The 14036-nt window shown below is 41.0% G+C and carries 17 protein-coding genes; 3 read left to right on the top strand and 14 right to left on the bottom strand.

Going from position 1 to position 14036, the window contains the following annotated elements:
- A partial coding sequence (locus IJJ71_RS13295; RefSeq protein ID WP_296847710.1) for a hypothetical protein occupies positions 1-191 on the bottom strand: 191 nt, incomplete at its 3' end.
- A 262-nt stretch (positions 192-453) separates the two neighbouring features.
- Here IJJ71_RS13295 and rbr point away from each other — a divergent pair.
- Both rbr and IJJ71_RS13285 read left to right on the top strand, forming a co-directional pair.
- Positions 454-996, top strand: coding sequence for a rubrerythrin (gene rbr / locus IJJ71_RS13290; protein WP_296847709.1), 543 nt, complete (start codon positions 454-456; stop codon positions 994-996).
- Between the two features lie 51 nt (positions 997-1047).
- Positions 1048-1887, top strand: coding sequence for an MBL fold metallo-hydrolase (locus IJJ71_RS13285; protein WP_296847708.1), 840 nt, complete (start codon positions 1048-1050; stop codon positions 1885-1887).
- A gap of 2 nt (positions 1888-1889) precedes the next feature.
- Here the strand turns inward: IJJ71_RS13285 and IJJ71_RS13280 are convergent, their stop codons facing one another.
- The 4 genes from IJJ71_RS13280 to IJJ71_RS13265 are packed head-to-tail and all read right to left on the bottom strand — an operon-like array spanning position 1890 to position 5894.
- Positions 1890-2837, bottom strand: coding sequence for an ABC transporter permease (locus IJJ71_RS13280; protein WP_296847706.1), 948 nt, complete (start codon positions 2835-2837; stop codon positions 1890-1892).
- A 54-nt stretch (positions 2838-2891) separates the two neighbouring features.
- Entirely contained in the window at positions 2892-3965 is a 1074-nt protein-coding gene (locus IJJ71_RS13275) for an ABC transporter permease (RefSeq protein ID WP_296847705.1), read from the bottom strand.
- Positions 3958-5484 carry an ABC transporter ATP-binding protein gene (locus IJJ71_RS13270; RefSeq protein WP_296847703.1) on the bottom strand — a complete coding sequence of 509 codons (1527 nt, stop codon included), beginning with the start codon at positions 5482-5484 and terminating at the stop codon, positions 3958-3960. Before IJJ71_RS13270 ends, IJJ71_RS13275 begins: the two co-directional genes overlap by 8 nt.
- Positions 5481-5894, bottom strand: a complete 414-nt coding sequence (locus IJJ71_RS13265; RefSeq protein ID WP_296847702.1) for a response regulator — start codon at positions 5892-5894, stop codon at positions 5481-5483. Before IJJ71_RS13265 ends, IJJ71_RS13270 begins: the two co-directional genes overlap by 4 nt.
- 119 nt (positions 5895-6013) lie before the next feature.
- Between IJJ71_RS13265 and IJJ71_RS13260 the strand changes: the two genes are divergently transcribed.
- The gene (locus tag IJJ71_RS13260; RefSeq protein ID WP_296847700.1) at positions 6014-6382 is read left to right on the top strand and encodes a transposase; all 369 of its coding nucleotides are present in this window, start codon (positions 6014-6016) and stop codon (positions 6380-6382) included.
- Positions 6383-6505: 123 nt separating this feature from the next.
- On the opposite strand, the gene IJJ71_RS13255 is transcribed toward IJJ71_RS13260, so the two are convergent.
- The 9 genes from IJJ71_RS13255 to IJJ71_RS13215 form a co-directional block, all read right to left on the bottom strand.
- Complete coding sequence (locus IJJ71_RS13255; protein ID WP_296847698.1) at positions 6506-6982, bottom strand: hypothetical protein; 477 nt, start codon at positions 6980-6982, stop codon at positions 6506-6508.
- Positions 6983-7048: 66 nt separating this feature from the next.
- A complete protein-coding gene (locus tag IJJ71_RS13250; protein WP_296847696.1) occupies positions 7049-7789 on the bottom strand; it encodes a zinc ribbon domain-containing protein in 741 nt (246 codons plus the stop codon).
- Positions 7786-9786, bottom strand: coding sequence for an AAA family ATPase (locus IJJ71_RS13245; RefSeq protein WP_296847695.1), 2001 nt, complete (start codon positions 9784-9786; stop codon positions 7786-7788). Before IJJ71_RS13245 ends, IJJ71_RS13250 begins: the two co-directional genes overlap by 4 nt.
- The gene (locus IJJ71_RS13240; RefSeq protein WP_296847692.1) at positions 9764-10411 is read right to left on the bottom strand and encodes a DUF7577 domain-containing protein; all 648 of its coding nucleotides are present in this window, start codon (positions 10409-10411) and stop codon (positions 9764-9766) included. The genes IJJ71_RS13245 and IJJ71_RS13240 overlap by 23 nt, the downstream gene beginning before the upstream one ends.
- 6 nt (positions 10412-10417) lie before the next feature.
- Positions 10418-12457: a tetratricopeptide repeat protein gene (locus tag IJJ71_RS13235; protein WP_296847691.1), complete on the bottom strand. Its 2040-nt coding sequence runs from the start codon at positions 12455-12457 to the stop codon at positions 10418-10420.
- A gap of 37 nt (positions 12458-12494) precedes the next feature.
- On the bottom strand, positions 12495-12704 hold the full coding sequence (locus IJJ71_RS13230; RefSeq protein WP_296847689.1) for a tetratricopeptide repeat protein: 210 nt from the start codon (positions 12702-12704) through the stop codon (positions 12495-12497).
- A gap of 102 nt (positions 12705-12806) precedes the next feature.
- On the bottom strand, positions 12807-13358 hold the full coding sequence (locus tag IJJ71_RS13225; protein ID WP_296847687.1) for a tetratricopeptide repeat protein: 552 nt from the start codon (positions 13356-13358) through the stop codon (positions 12807-12809).
- Positions 13359-13363: 5 nt separating this feature from the next.
- A complete protein-coding gene (locus tag IJJ71_RS13220; RefSeq protein WP_296847686.1) occupies positions 13364-13567 on the bottom strand; it encodes a hypothetical protein in 204 nt (67 codons plus the stop codon).
- A gap of 42 nt (positions 13568-13609) precedes the next feature.
- A complete protein-coding gene (locus IJJ71_RS13215; protein WP_296847685.1) occupies positions 13610-13807 on the bottom strand; it encodes a hypothetical protein in 198 nt (65 codons plus the stop codon).
- Positions 13808-14036 lie beyond the last annotated feature (229 nt).

Raw genomic sequence — 14036 nt, 5'->3', positions numbered from 1 at the left:
AACTGAGCCTCAACAAGTTCGCTGGTTGCGACAACTGATTTTACCTCAGCTTTGTCGGTCTGAGCCATGAACCACACGGCGGCCTTTTCCTTTATGGAATCAACAACGCTTTTTTTTGCAGCAGGAGCTTTCTTTGGGGCAACAAATGCAAGCGTACCAATCGCAAAAATAGCGAATGCAATCTTTTTCATATCAGACTTTCTCCTATTTTACGAAGTTGATTCTAAAATAATTGGAAAAAAAATTCTATACTAGGGCTAGGGATAGTCAGGAACAAAAAATCCATCCTTGTATTTTTTGATTCCAACGAGAATTTTCTTTCAGAAAATTCTCTCTTTGCTTTTTCCCTGCATCCGTGCAGGGCATTAAAGGTCTATTGAACCGCCCCAAATTTAAGTTGACTTTTAGAAATTCTCCTTTAAAATAGAAGAATACAATTTCCGGAGGTACTAAATGGAAAACATTAAGGGCACACAGACCGAAAAAAACTTACAGACAGCTTTCGCAGGCGAATCTCAGGCACGCAACAAATATACTTACCACGCAAGCAAAGCCCGCAAGGACGGCTTCGAGCAGATTGCTGACATTTTTGAAGAAACAGCACGCAACGAAAAAGAGCACGCAAAAATCTGGTTCAAATTGCTGCACGATGGCGATGTTCCGTCAACAGCCGAGAACTTAAAGGACGCTGCAGACGGCGAGAACTTTGAATGGACTGACATGTACGCAGGATTCGCAAAAACGGCTGCCGAAGAAGGATTCCCAAGAATCGCAAAACTCTTCGAAATGGTCGGCGCAATCGAAAAAGAGCACGAAGAACGCTACCGAAAATTGCTCGACAATGTTACAGGCGAAAAAGTGTTCAGCAAGGACGGCGATGTAATCTGGCAGTGCGCAAACTGCGGCCACATCGTAGTAGGCAAAAAAGCACCGGGAGCATGTCCGGTCTGCCTCCATCCGCAGAGCTTCTTTGAAGTCAAAAAGAACAACTACTAATTTTTATGCCCCGCTTTTTTTTGCGGGGCTTTTGTGTTATAATATACCATCATGAAAACGAAAGAATTTAGCAATCAGCTTGAATTTTCCAATGACGGAAGCCTTTCCATTTTTTTCATCGGAACCGGAAACGCCTTCCAAAAAGATTTTTTCCAGGCTAATATTCTTGTCGTAAAAGGAAGCTCGCATATTCTTGTTGACTGCGGAAGTTTCTGTCCTTACATTCTCGAAAAGGAATACAACACAAAAATTTCCGACATCAAAAATATCATTCTCACTCATCCTCATGCTGACCACATCGGTGGCGTAGAAGAGCTTGCGCTTTCAGCATTTTATGTTACTAAACAGCCTTTAAACATCGCGATTCCAAAAGAATTCAAGAAAAAGCTCTGGAACGAATCTCTCAGAGGCGGAATCCAATTCTGCGAGAATGGCAAGCTCGGTTTTAATGATTATTTTTCAGAATTTCCAATCAAACGAATCCAAAAAAAGCCTTTTGAAATTTTTGAATCAAACATCGGCTCTATCAACATAAAGTTTTTCAGAACAAAGCATGTAACATTGAGGACAAAGAGCCTTAAGCATTCTCAGGTTTCTTACGGCCTTATTTTTGACGAAAGGGTTTTGTTCACAGGCGACTCGCAATACAATCCTGGGCAAATCCATCTTCTGTTAGAAAAATTCCCGAAAATCGAGCATATTTTCCATGACTGCGACATAAGCGGCTTCTCATCAGGAGTTCACGCATCTTATGTGCAGCTCAAGAAATTCTCACCCGAAATCCGCAAAATGATGTCGCTTTACCATTACAGCAAGCGAGTATACGAAGTCGATGCTGAAAGTGACGGGTTCGCGGGCTTCGTAAAGCGCGGAACCTATTACATTTTCTAAGCCTATCTCTCTTCGCGGAAAAAGCTGATTCCCAAAGCGGCAGGTCCCTGATTCTCCTTTTTGAAATGCAATCCCATCAAAACAAGCACGACCACAGTTGCGATGTACGGAATCATGTCCAAAAGCTGACCTGGGATAATGTGGCCGAAAATCGGAACAGACTGGCACTTCAATGCAAGCGAGCTTAAAGCACCGAAAGCCCATGCGCACAAAATCGCCTTCAACGGACTCCATGTACAGAAAATTACGAACGCAACTGAAATCCAGCCCGCACCAGCCGTGATGTTTTCCTGCCACTGACCGACGAAAGCAAGCGAAAGATAAGCTCCGCCCAAGCCACACAAAAATCCGCCGGCAAGAACATGAATGTATTTGTAGAGAGTTACATTGATTCCAGAAGCATCTGCCGCAGCAGGATTCTCGCCGATTGCACGGATGTTCAAGCCCCAGCGGGTGTAGCGGTAATATGCCCACAGCACGAAAGCCAAAACAAGCGAAATCCAGACATAGATTCCCTGCTCGAAAAGCATTTTCCCGAAAACAGGAATTTTTGAAAGAAGAGGAATCGAAACTACAGAAAACGCACTTTTAATAGAAGATTTTAGCGGAGAAGCTGCAAGGTATTTTCCCATGAAGCTTGCGACACCAGTTCCGAAAGTTGTAAGGACAAGACCTGTTACGATTTGATTTCCACGGAGAGTAATCGTGATGAAAGCATAAATGAGAGCACCACAACTTCCTGCCAAGCCAGCCGCAATCACCGCGAGCAAGGGATTTCCCACGGTTGCGCCAGCAAGATAGCCGAAAGCAGCTCCCAAAAGCATCATTCCTTCAGTTCCAAGATTTGTCTGGCCAGATTTTTCAAAAAGAATTCCACCCAAAATTCCGTAGAGGATATGTGTTCCGGTCTGAACAGCGACCTGTAAAAACAAAGCAAAAGCTAAAATCATAATGACTCCATTTTTTTAACCACAGATTAACACAGATAAGCACAGATTAAATTTTCAATTTTCAATTTTTCGTTTCCCTTTTTCAAAAACAAATCTGTACCGCACGAAAAATTCACTTCCCAAAACGAAGAAGATGATGATTGTCTGGATAATCGTGCCCATGCTGGCAGGAACCCCCATCGAAGTCTGCAAGTAACTTCCGCCCTGCAAAAGCACGCTGAACACGAACGAAACCGCAAGGGAAATCACAGGATCAAGCTGACTGAGCCATGTTGTGATGACGGCCGTAAAGCCCATTCCGTTTGACATATTATCTGTGAGAGAGCGTTCGATTGCACTCGCCTGAATCATGCCGGCAAGGGCACACAATCCGCCCGAAAGGACTACGGCAATCACAATCGTGCGCGAGACATTGATTCCGGCATAACGGGCAGTGTCAAAACTTTCGCCGATGACAGAAACCTCGTAGCCGAATTTTGTTTTCTTTAATAAGAAGTACATTGCAACGACGAGCAGAACCGCAATCAGCCAGCCTGCATGAATCCCGAAAATATTTGGGAGCACGGCATTATCTGAGAAAGTGACGATTTTTGGAGAGCCGCCGCCATGAGGGTCGCGCCACGGAAGATAAGAATATTTGAGATAGCTAACCCATTTCTGTGCGACATAGTTGAGCATGAGAGTGACCAGAGTTTCACTTGTTCCCCATTTGATTTTAAGGGCCGCCGGGATAAGCGCGAAAATTCCACCTGCGATGATTGCACAAATAGCCATGAGAGGAAGAAGAACGGCCGCCGGAGCATTCGGAAAAAGCATGAACGCCCAGGTTGCCGCAAAAGCTCCCATATAGAACTGGCCTTCCGCACCGATGTTCCAGAATTTCATCTTGAAAGCCACGCAGCACCCAAGCGAAAGGATTGTGAGCGGAACTGCCTTGTAAACGACCTGCTTGAAACGGTAAAAAGTGCCGAAGCAGCCTGAAAAAATGTTCGCGTAAACTTTGAACGGATTAAGCCCCATGAAAACAAGCACGAGCATTGAGCAGACGATTGCCGAAAAAACAGCCGCCGTGCGCACGAGGATTTTCTGCTTTTGTGTAAGCGATTTTTGCATTGCGATTCTAAGCATTTTCATCCTCCTTTTCTGAAAGTGATCTTCCCATCATCATCAAGCCGATGTCTTCTTTGGAAGTTTGCTCAGGATTGACGATTCCTTTAATTGAGCCGTCGTGAATGACCATGAGTCTGTTGCAAAGCGCGCAAAGCTGGTCGATGTCCTCGCCAATCAGAAGAATTGCAACGCCCTTTTTCTTCTGTTCGTTCAGCATGTTGATGATATTATTTGTGGCACCGACATCAAGGCCTCGGAACGGATATGCGACGATAAGGAATTTCGGGTGCATCTCAAGCTCTCGCCCAAGAAGGACCTTCTGGATGTTGCCGCCCGAAAGCTGCCGCACAGGATTGTGAATTGAAGGAGTCGCGATTGCATAGCGGTCAACGATGTCCACAGCAAGCTCACTGCCCTTCTTTCTGTTCAGGAAGAAATGCGATTCTTCGGAATAAGAGCGCATCATAACATTTTCGGCGATGTCGAGGCCTGCCGCCAAGCCCATTCCGAGCCTGTCCTCTGGAACGAAATTCATGCGGACACCGAGTTTTTTGATTTCGATTGGGGAAAGCTTAAGAAGATTCTGCCCCTGAAAATTCGCCTCGCCGCACTCAGCTTTTAAAAGTCCAGTGAGAGTTTCGCAAAGCTCTTTTTGGCCGGAACCGACAATGCCAGCCACGCCCAGGATTTCGCCGCCGTAAAGGTCGAAGTTGAGATTGTCGAGCGATTTTTTTCCATAAGCGTTTTTGCTCGAAAGATTTTTGACCACGAGAACCGGATTCTGGCTTCGACCGGCAGGAACACGAGTAACCTTGTAGTCGAATTTGCCGCCGAGCATGAGACGGGCAAGAGATTTTTCAGTACATGAAGCAGTTTCGACCATTCCGGCATTCTCGCCTTTTCGCATGACGGCAACCCGGTCTGAAATTTCCATGACTTCATTGAGTTTGTGAGTGATAATGATGATTGAGCAGCCGTTGTCTTTCATTCTTCTGAGAACTGTGAACAATTTTGCTGTTTCCTGCGGGGTAAGAACGGCCGTCGGCTCGTCAAGAATCAGAATTCTTGCGCCCTGGTACAAAATTTTGATGATTTCAACAGTCTGTTTTTCTGAGACAGACATTTCGTAAAGCTTGCGATTTAAATCGATTGAAAAGCCGAATTTTTTTTGAATCTCGTTGATTTTTTCGTAAAGAGCCTGTTTTTTGATAAAGAATCCGCCGGATTTTTCGCCCAAAGTGATGTTTTCAAGCGCGCTCATTACATCAACAAGCTTAAAATGCTGATGAACCATGCCGACACCAGCAGAAATTGCGTCCTGCGGTGACTTGAATGTGCATTTTTTGCCGTCTATGAAGATGTCGCCGCTTTCTGGAGCGTAAATGCCAGCAAGCTGATTGACAAAAGTGCTTTTTCCGCTGCCGTTTTCGCCCAAAAGAGCAAGGATTTCGCCTTTTTTTAATTCAAGAGAAATATCGTGGTTGGCAATAGTCGAGCCAAACGTTTTTGTGAGATTGCGTACTTCCAGTGCGTTCATTTTCTTACGGAAGATTTAATGCGAGAAAGAACCGTTTCGGGCTTTAACGGTTTTACAATAAAATTCTTTGCACCAAGTGCAATTGCTTTACGAACGACCGAGGTATTGTCGTTTGCAGTAACCATAACAACGTGAGCATCTTTATCAAAAGCAAGAAGCTGCTCCAAAGTGGAAATTCCATCCAGTTTTGGCATGGTAATATCAAGAGTAACAAGATCAATGTCTGGGAATTTTTCTTTGTAAACTTTGAGAACATCCTCACCATTATGAACGGCATCAACAACTACGAATCCATCATCGGTGAGAATTTTTGTGATTTGCTTTGTAATAAACGGAGCATCATCTGCAACCAGGACGTGACCTTTTGAACCATCACTCCTGAGTCCGTCTTCTTTTCTATCATAACCCATGCGCCTATTTTATCATAGATAAAAAACTTTGCATAGGAAGAAGGGGCTGTCCCAAAAGTATGGGGCAGCCCCAATTATTTTAAATTTACAAGTGAATTCAAATCTGCTAAAATTTAAATATGAGCAGAGGCGTTAGCGATAAAATCACATACAAACCATATAACCAGGGCGAACAGTGGCTCCTGCCACCAAGCCTTGACGAGCTGGTTCCGCAGAATCATTTTGTAAGAATTGTCAGCAAAACAGTAGATGAACTCGAAATTGATGAAGTATTTGCCCGAAATACAAAAGGAGGAGGAGCAAGCAGATACAATCCGGTCATGCTGCTTAAGGTATTGATTTACTGCTACATGACAGGAATTTATTCTTCAAGACAGATTGCAAAACAGTGCCGCGAGAATGTAAACGTGATGTGGCTAACAGGATTCCAGAAACCTGACTTCAGAACGATTAACACATTCCGAAGTGAAAAGCTGAGAGGCAGTTAAAGTCGCCGTCAAGTTTGTAGCATGGGAAAAATTTGCATTCTCGGTTTTCAAAAAAGCATGAGGAATTTTCCATATTGAATCGGTGAATTCTACCTTTTAAATGATTTTTTACAACTTGGCGGGTTATTGACGCTCGTAAACGATGTCAACTTCACCTTTCGTGGCATAAGATGTCCAAACTTTCCAAGTGATAGTCAGACTTTTGTCAGTAAGACGTCCAGAATAGGGAACTTGTCCTTCCAGCCCGAGGTATTCAAGTTGTTTCGTATCAAAATCATACTGTTTTTTAGGATAGAATGTAATATTATTGAGGAGCTGGTCATTTCTAGTATAAGTTCCAGTCTCGAAAAGCGTTCCAAAATAATATCCCGGAAGCTCTTCTCCAAAGTACATTCCGGCGATATACCGCTCGTATTTTCCGTCTTCCTCATAAAAAAGATAGCGTTCGACACATGATTCGCCGGAGGCATAGCTGACTTCTTTGTTGACATATTCAAGGGCATCATCGCTGGAAGTCAGTTTACAAGCCGGACTCAGCAAAGGAAAGAGAAGAACCGTCAGCAGGACGATAAAACTAACGAAATGTTTGTTTTTAGGCATGAATTACACCTCTTAAAATTATATCACAAAAAAAGTTGACTTACTAGGATTCAGATCGCATAATTTTCAGCATTTTCTAAAAATAGCTAATGTACTGAATTCACCCGAAAATGCACCTGAAATAATGTCGTTCTGAAAAAGACCGTCAAATTCTTCGGAGCGTTTTATAGAATGATGAACTATCCTCGTTTCACCAAACAAAACATGCACTTCTTCTGGCAGCGGATGCATATCGGCATTAACCATGTGCAGACTAAGATTGTTGCCGCTTAGCGTTCCTTCATAAAATTCTATCGAAAAACCACCGGCATTAAAAATCGTCTTCACAGATGCTTTCACGGAAGTTCCTTGGACAGCATCAATCACCAGATATTGAGTCATTTGGGCATCCATACGCATATAATGACCGATAAGCGATGATTTTTGCACCGCATTTTGACGCACAGACAAGTTTTTTGATTCGTTTTTATCAGAGACGAACGGAAGCACGAATTTTTTCATATTTTCAACGGTCTCCCCCGATTTTATGCGGTTCGTCTCTAAAACCGATGCCATCCGATCAGACGAGATGTTGAAAGGGGCTTGCTCCTGGACAACTGCATCCTCATCTGTTGCGGCCACTTTTTCTTCCTCTTCAATTTTACTTCCGCATTCCGAACAGAAAAGGTCATCTTCTTCAAGCTGTGCACCGCACTTGGTGCAATAGCGATTATACATTTGCCCGCTCAGAGAAGATTCTTCTTTTTTTTGCACGGCATTGTCTGATTGCAAATCTTGCGCTGGCTGAAAGGCAGAAAATTTCGTCATACCGAGACCGCTCCTTCATCAAGTAAAAAGTCTTCACTCGTGATGGTCGTAAGCACGGCTTTTGTGCGCTCCTTTTCTGGAAGATCAAATACGCGGGTATTTTTCTTTCGTACAACAGCATCAAAAAATTTTCTGACAGTGCGACCATTGGCAAAATCACTGGTTCGGTTTTGATGGATGTGAGTGATAAATTTTCTTGCGGTATCCTGAGCTTCTTTTGTAAGGGAAAGCCCTTCTTTTTTTGCATAAAGACAAAAAAGCTCGTAAAGTTCATTTGCATTATAGTCATCAATGTGAATATGGTGCGTAAAACGGCTTGAAAGCCCCTCGTTTGTTGACATCCATTCACTCATTTTGTTTTTATAACCTGCTACTACAACAACAAATTTTCCCCGGTCGTCTTCCATGCGCTTCATCAGAGTGTCGGTCGCTTCCCGCCCAAAATCGTCTGTGGCAAGAGTATATACTTCATCAATAAAAAGAATTCCACCAGTCGCATCGTCACAAAGTCGCTGCATGTTCTGGGCTGTGTGTCCTACATATTTTGCTACGATTTTGCTTCTGTCACATTCAATTACCTTATCACTGGAAAGCATACCCATTGAGGCAAAAAGTTTTCCTAAAATACGGGCAACAGTTGTTTTTCCGGTTCCTGGATTTCCCGTAAGTGCAATATGAATTTCCGGTTTCTTTGGTTTTTGCCCGAGTTTTTCCATTTCCTGATTGATTTGTACAGTTTCGTATAATTCTCGCACGGCTTTTTTTACTTTTTTCATGCCAATAAGTTCATTAAGCTCAGCGAATACCTGGTCTGGTGTTCTTGTCGTGTTTTCATTATATGGAATGTCTTCAGCACAAATTGTCATCAGGGATTCTTTTGTAAGCGATTCTGCGGATAAATGGGAAATTCTGTCATCCATTCTGCTTTTTATGGCATCAAATAGAGTTCGCACAGCCCGGGCATTTGCAAAATCTTTTCCTTTGTTTTTACATAAATCTTCTATTGCAATTCGTGCCTTTTCTTCTGCACTGTCATCAAAAATAAACTGAGCTTTTTTTACTTGTAATTGTAAAATAGCAAAAAGTTCATCTGCTGTGTAGTCATCAATGTGGATTTTATGTTCAAAACGGCTGTCTAATCCCGGATTCATGCGCAAAAAATTCTGCATTTCATTCTGATAGCCTGCCGCAATCACTACAAATTTTCCGCGGTCGTCTTCCATGCGCTTCAAAAGTGTTCCTACCGCTTCGTTTCCAAAAGAATTTGCTGAGCCCTCTGTTCCTGCAAGATAGTATGCTTCATCAATAAAAAGCACTCCTCCCGTAGCTTTATCGCAAAGTTCGTTCACCTTGTCCTTTGTCTGGCCGACAAAACCTGCCGTCATGTCAAGCCCGCCAGTTTCAAGAACTTTATCGCTTGGTAAAAGTTGCATGGCACAGAAAAGTTTTCCCAAGATACGGGCAACGGTGGTTTTTCCAGTTCCAGGGTTTCCAGTAAGAATGATGTGGATTTTTGGGTTTTCTGCCGCAAGCCCCAAAGCCTTTCGTTTTTGATTATTTTGAATTGTCTGGCAAAGGGAACGCACGGCATCTTTAACGCTTTTCATGCCGATAAGTTCGTCCAGCATTGAAAGAATTTCTTCTACGGTTTCTGCTTTTTTGCTTACAGGCAAATCATTAGCTTCGATTCGTTTTAAATCGTCTGCTGTCAGATTAGATTTTTTGCTTAGTCTTTCGGCCTGTTTTTCCATAATTGTACGCAGAATGTCTTTTTCTACAAGCCATCCGTTTTTGTATACTGCATTTTCATTGTGACGACCTTCCTGCACGCACAGAGAAAGTTTTTTCTGCACATCCTCAGAAAAAATAAAGCCGTTTTGAACAAGTTTTTTTTCTAAAATTCTGGTGAGATTTTCATCGCTTATTCTCGGAAAGTCATAGAAAGTTACAAGATCTGTAAGTTCGCTTTTTTCATTAAAAAAAAGATTCAAGTTCATCTTTTAGCCCCAGTAAAATACATATTGTTTGTGATTTTTGTTCTGTTAATCCAAGTAAAAGCTCGTAAAGATAATTTTTATCATTATGGACTTCATCAATTAAAAATACTCCAGGCCTTTGTTCAGAAAGATATTTTTCAATCTGCGAATCTGTGGCGTACTGCCTTTGCAATTTATGTGCTGTTGTCCGGGCAATCATGCTTGAAAAAAGACAATTTGATTTTTTAAGAAGAGATATAAACCATTCAGCCACAATGGATTTTCCCGTTCCAGTTTCTCCCCGAAAAACAAGCACATTTGTCGCCTCGTTAATGGGCATTCCAACTTCTTTTTGTTTTTTCCTGATTACAAGGGTATTGATAAAGTTTTCCAGACGCGAGCGGATTTCTTCGAGGGCGATAAAATCCAAATCAGATGTTTTAGAAACTGACTTTTCCTTTTCTACAGATACTAAATCCTCTTGCACGGCGTTGTGTGGTTGCACCGGAACTGGCTGATTATGAGAAACTGCGGGAGTTTGCTCTGAAGAAGCAGACTGGTTGGGCAAGCGGGTTCCGCATTTACGGCAGAATTTTGCAAGAGGACGATTTTCTGCGGAACAGGCGGGGCAGATAGAAAAGGACATATAGAACTACAACCTATAAAAAAACGCTGTATGGGTTTCACTTGCTATGAGATTACATATTATAGTAGTTATTAAAGTTATAGTTAAACCAAGAATACCATAGCCAAGTATTATGTTTATTTTCAATAAAGCAGTGCAAATAAGCAAGAGTATAATAAAACCAATCACAGAAACTATTGCACAACCAAAGGCATATTTTAGTCCAGCAAAAAAATCATCAAATAATCCTAAAATAAAACCAGCAAGAGCACCATAAATAGCTGCGCCCCCAAAAAGGCTCTTGTAAGCTGGATTAGCAGACTCATCTGTCATATCCCAATGTATAAGAATTATTGAAATTCCAAGGCCAATAATTAAACCTATGAGGGTTCCGACAGTTTTACAAATTTTTTCAGATGTATCATTCTGCTTCATTCTGACAGCATCATATTTTGCCTGTTCATTGGACCTTTTTTCCCATTCTTTTTTGGTTGCAAGATAAATTTTCATCTGTATTTCTTCTTTTTGCAAATTTTTAAGTACACCAGGTATAAATCCGATTTTACTGCCTTTTGAACCCCAAAAAAAATTATGATTTTCTTCTTTAAAATCTAGTTCACTATTCATTTCGTTATATTTTTCAAGGACAGAAAAATAATCTTCTTGTAGTACGGAATTGTATAGTAAGATTAAATTGTTAATTTCTTCAATTTTTTTATTAATTTCTAATTTTAATTCTTTTAATGTTTGATTAGCACGATTGAGATGTTCAGGGTTAAAAATATTAATACTATAATAAATTTCTTTATATGTTGCCTGTCTATGATTAGAGAAATTTTCTTCTTTTAAGCCAAACTTATTAATTCCAATTTCTTTTGCAAGATTATCAAATTTCTCTGTATTTTTAATTTTAATTGTATGATCTTCTCCATCAAAAGCACTCCATGTTATGTTTTTTTTGCAAAAATCGTCGAAATCTTTATTTTCTTTTTCTGTCCAAAAATTAACAATGTTAGCGGCAGATTTTAATTCATCATATTTTGCTTTAGCTTGGGTTTCAAAGTCTTTTATTTTTTTTGATATTGCAGGAACAAGTTCATCCCGCAATCGCATAATTAATGCATCAATCTGATTCCACAAAGATTCAAAATTCTTGTCTGTGCTTGCTTTAAGTGCAAAAGTTTTATCGGCCCGAATGAGTTTTTCTAAGATATTTAGAGCCTCACTATCTCTGCGTAAAAAGTGCAATTCTTTTGCCTGTTCATAACCTGCAAATAGATTGCTGCTTGAAAGTCTATATGCGTTACTACTTGCTTTTTCTGCTTCAAGCAGTTTCGCATTGGATTCATTGGACTTATTTTCTATCAAATAATCGTTGCTCTTTATCAAGCGGGCAAGTCCCAGGTAATAGTAGATTTCAGAAGCAAGTATATTCGCCTCGTCAGAATGTCCTATGTCCGAATCTATATACTTTGCGGCATTATAGAATGCTTCCTCTGCCTTATCAACAGCAATCACATTGCTGAATTTACCCGCACCGAACAGGTAAATATGTCCGAGCAAGTTCCATGAAATAAAATCTGTCTTGTTTTTTTCTACTGCACCGTTGCAATCTTCCAGAGCCTCTTCGTAATAACCTCTGTTGTAATTATTAAGTGCACGACGAAATAATTCACGGCTCTGCGTGAGAAGAGGATTGTTTACAATATCATGGATTTGATCAAGTTTTGAGCAGATGCGATCACTCATGGCATCAAGTTTATTACTGACCATGCCAAAACCAAATTCAAGTGTATTGTTAATCGCATTAAATCCATACTGAAAGGTTTGAGCAAGCATCGCTTGTGACGCGACAAGAGCATAAGTACTTTCGCGAATATCGCTTCTGAGCCCTAAAGTCATTTCTTGAATAGCATTCGTATTCGCTTGAATGTCATTCCTGATGCCAGATTCCATGCTACGGACAGCATGCGTAGTTGCAGCCCCAGTCACCGCAAGCGCATTGAGCCTATTTCTTACTGCATCTTCATAAGAACTACTTCCACGATAGTAATCATAATTTGACATATAGGTCTCCCTTTAGCAAATGCAAATTCTGTATGTCTTAAATCAATTTCATTATGAGATTTATTTTTTGTACAAGCTCTGAGGCTTTTTCATGCCCAAAATCCGAAGCCTTTATCCACCACTCAACGGCTTTTTCAATGTCTTGCCCAACGCCCTCGCCGTTTTGATAGCAGTTGCCAATCTGGTACATTGCCTCGGCGTCGCCCTGTTCTGCAAGATTTTTCAGTGATTCGAAGGTTTGTCCCATAGTTTATAAATTATCCTCGTCTATGTATTTTAAGAAACATAGAATCAAGTTTTATGAATATAATGAGCATGAAATTCTTCCTAAAAAGAAAAACAAGTATGCCTATATATTTCCGATTATTTGAAAGCCTTTCCTAACATTTTCACAAATTCCAATCATCTGCTGGGCGTCAGCGTCTCCTTGTTCTGCAGCTTTCTTGAACCAATATATTGCTTGGTCAAAATCTTGAGGAACGCCTTGCCCCTTTCGGTAATAATGACCAAGTACATTTTGTGCTATGACATTTCCCTGTTCTGCTGCCTTTTTTGTCCAGTATGCTGCCTGTTCAAAACTTTGAGAAACACCTTGCCCTTTTTCGTAACATTCACCAAGTGTAATCTGAGCATTGCAATGTCCCTGTTCTGCTGCTTTTTTCCACCAATTAAAGGCTTTCGCATAATCTTGGGCAACTCCTAACCCATCCTTATAGCAGCAACCAAGAAGATGCTGTGCATCGGCATAGTCCTGGTCGGCCGCTTTTGTCCAATACTCAAAAGCTTTTACATAATCTTGGACTACTCCGTTTCCACCCGCATAACAAGCACCAAGTATGCACTGAGCTTCGGCATTTCCCTGTTCAGCTGCGTTTATCACTGCTTTGAAGTTTTCATCCATGTCGATTACCCCCTCAGCAGCAAGGTCTTTAATGCTTCTGCTGGATTGCCGTTGTAATAACCACGACTCATGCCGTCCTTGTTGAAAATCTCGTGTTCCCAGTACTCGCCGATATAGTTTCCGTTTTGGTCGTAAACTTTACCTCTTTCATTATCGCCGTCATAAGCCCCCAATTTGTTACCGTAAGAATCAGTTACGCTATATATCATTTTTTGCCTCCTTATAATAAATCACTGCTGTGTAAATAAATATTAAAATCGTCCAAATATAAAGGACTCCTTTATGTTCACCATTTCAAGAATTTCTGCATCTGTTAGTCTGTTTACCTCATCTTCGGTTTTATATGAGTTTAAAGGTGATTTTATTCCGTTTCGATCAATGTAATAAACAGAATACCAGTGCCCAGTATATTCACTTCCAATCAGATACCCACCTACTATTTTTTGCATTTCTTATCTCCTCGCAAAAAGTTAATTCTCCCTCGTCGCCTCCTCATAATCGACGAGGTGCCCTTTTTATGCTTACATAAAAATTTCAAATTGGAAGATTGTAAAATGAACTTGAAATAGTAAAAATAAAAACACCCATACAAATGGAAATTTGTTAATATGTTTTTCACCACAAAAACCAAAATTAACAAAGGAGAACCATAAGTATGGGCTTAAATCATGTTACTTT

It is taken from the genome of Treponema sp. (assembly GCF_017430385.1).
In the GTDB taxonomy this organism is placed as follows: Bacteria; Spirochaetota; Spirochaetia; order Treponematales; family Treponemataceae; genus Treponema_D.
This window is presented reverse-complemented; position numbering and strand designations above follow the sequence as displayed.

Bases quoted from the DNA above. Each gene is read 5' to 3' on its own strand.
- IJJ71_RS13245 (WP_296847695.1), bottom strand. From the start codon at position 9,786: ATGAACTTGAATCTTTTTTTTAATGAAAAAAGCGAACTTACAGATCTT.
- IJJ71_RS13240 (WP_296847692.1), bottom strand. From the start codon at position 10,411: ATGTCCTTTTCTATCTGCCCCGCCTGTTCCGCAGAAAATCGTCCTCTT.
- IJJ71_RS13225 (WP_296847687.1), bottom strand. From the start codon at position 13,358: ATGGATGAAAACTTCAAAGCAGTGATAAACGCAGCTGAACAGGGAAAT.
- IJJ71_RS13265 (WP_296847702.1), bottom strand. From the start codon at position 5,894: ATGGGTTATGATAGAAAAGAAGACGGACTCAGGAGTGATGGTTCAAAA.
- IJJ71_RS13285 (WP_296847708.1), top strand. From the start codon at position 1,048: ATGAAAACGAAAGAATTTAGCAATCAGCTTGAATTTTCCAATGACGGA.
- IJJ71_RS13235 (WP_296847691.1), bottom strand. From the start codon at position 12,457: ATGTCAAATTATGATTACTATCGTGGAAGTAGTTCTTATGAAGATGCA.
- IJJ71_RS13260 (WP_296847700.1), top strand. From the start codon at position 6,014: ATGAGCAGAGGCGTTAGCGATAAAATCACATACAAACCATATAACCAG.
- rbr (WP_296847709.1), top strand. From the start codon at position 454: ATGGAAAACATTAAGGGCACACAGACCGAAAAAAACTTACAGACAGCT.
- IJJ71_RS13250 (WP_296847696.1), bottom strand. From the start codon at position 7,789: ATGACGAAATTTTCTGCCTTTCAGCCAGCGCAAGATTTGCAATCAGAC.
- IJJ71_RS13255 (WP_296847698.1), bottom strand. From the start codon at position 6,982: ATGCCTAAAAACAAACATTTCGTTAGTTTTATCGTCCTGCTGACGGTT.
- IJJ71_RS13230 (WP_296847689.1), bottom strand. From the start codon at position 12,704: ATGGGACAAACCTTCGAATCACTGAAAAATCTTGCAGAACAGGGCGAC.
- IJJ71_RS13215 (WP_296847685.1), bottom strand. From the start codon at position 13,807: ATGCAAAAAATAGTAGGTGGGTATCTGATTGGAAGTGAATATACTGGG.
- IJJ71_RS13275 (WP_296847705.1), bottom strand. From the start codon at position 3,965: ATGCTTAGAATCGCAATGCAAAAATCGCTTACACAAAAGCAGAAAATC.
- IJJ71_RS13220 (WP_296847686.1), bottom strand. From the start codon at position 13,567: ATGATATATAGCGTAACTGATTCTTACGGTAACAAATTGGGGGCTTAT.
- IJJ71_RS13270 (WP_296847703.1), bottom strand. From the start codon at position 5,484: ATGAACGCACTGGAAGTACGCAATCTCACAAAAACGTTTGGCTCGACT.
- IJJ71_RS13280 (WP_296847706.1), bottom strand. From the start codon at position 2,837: ATGATTTTAGCTTTTGCTTTGTTTTTACAGGTCGCTGTTCAGACCGGA.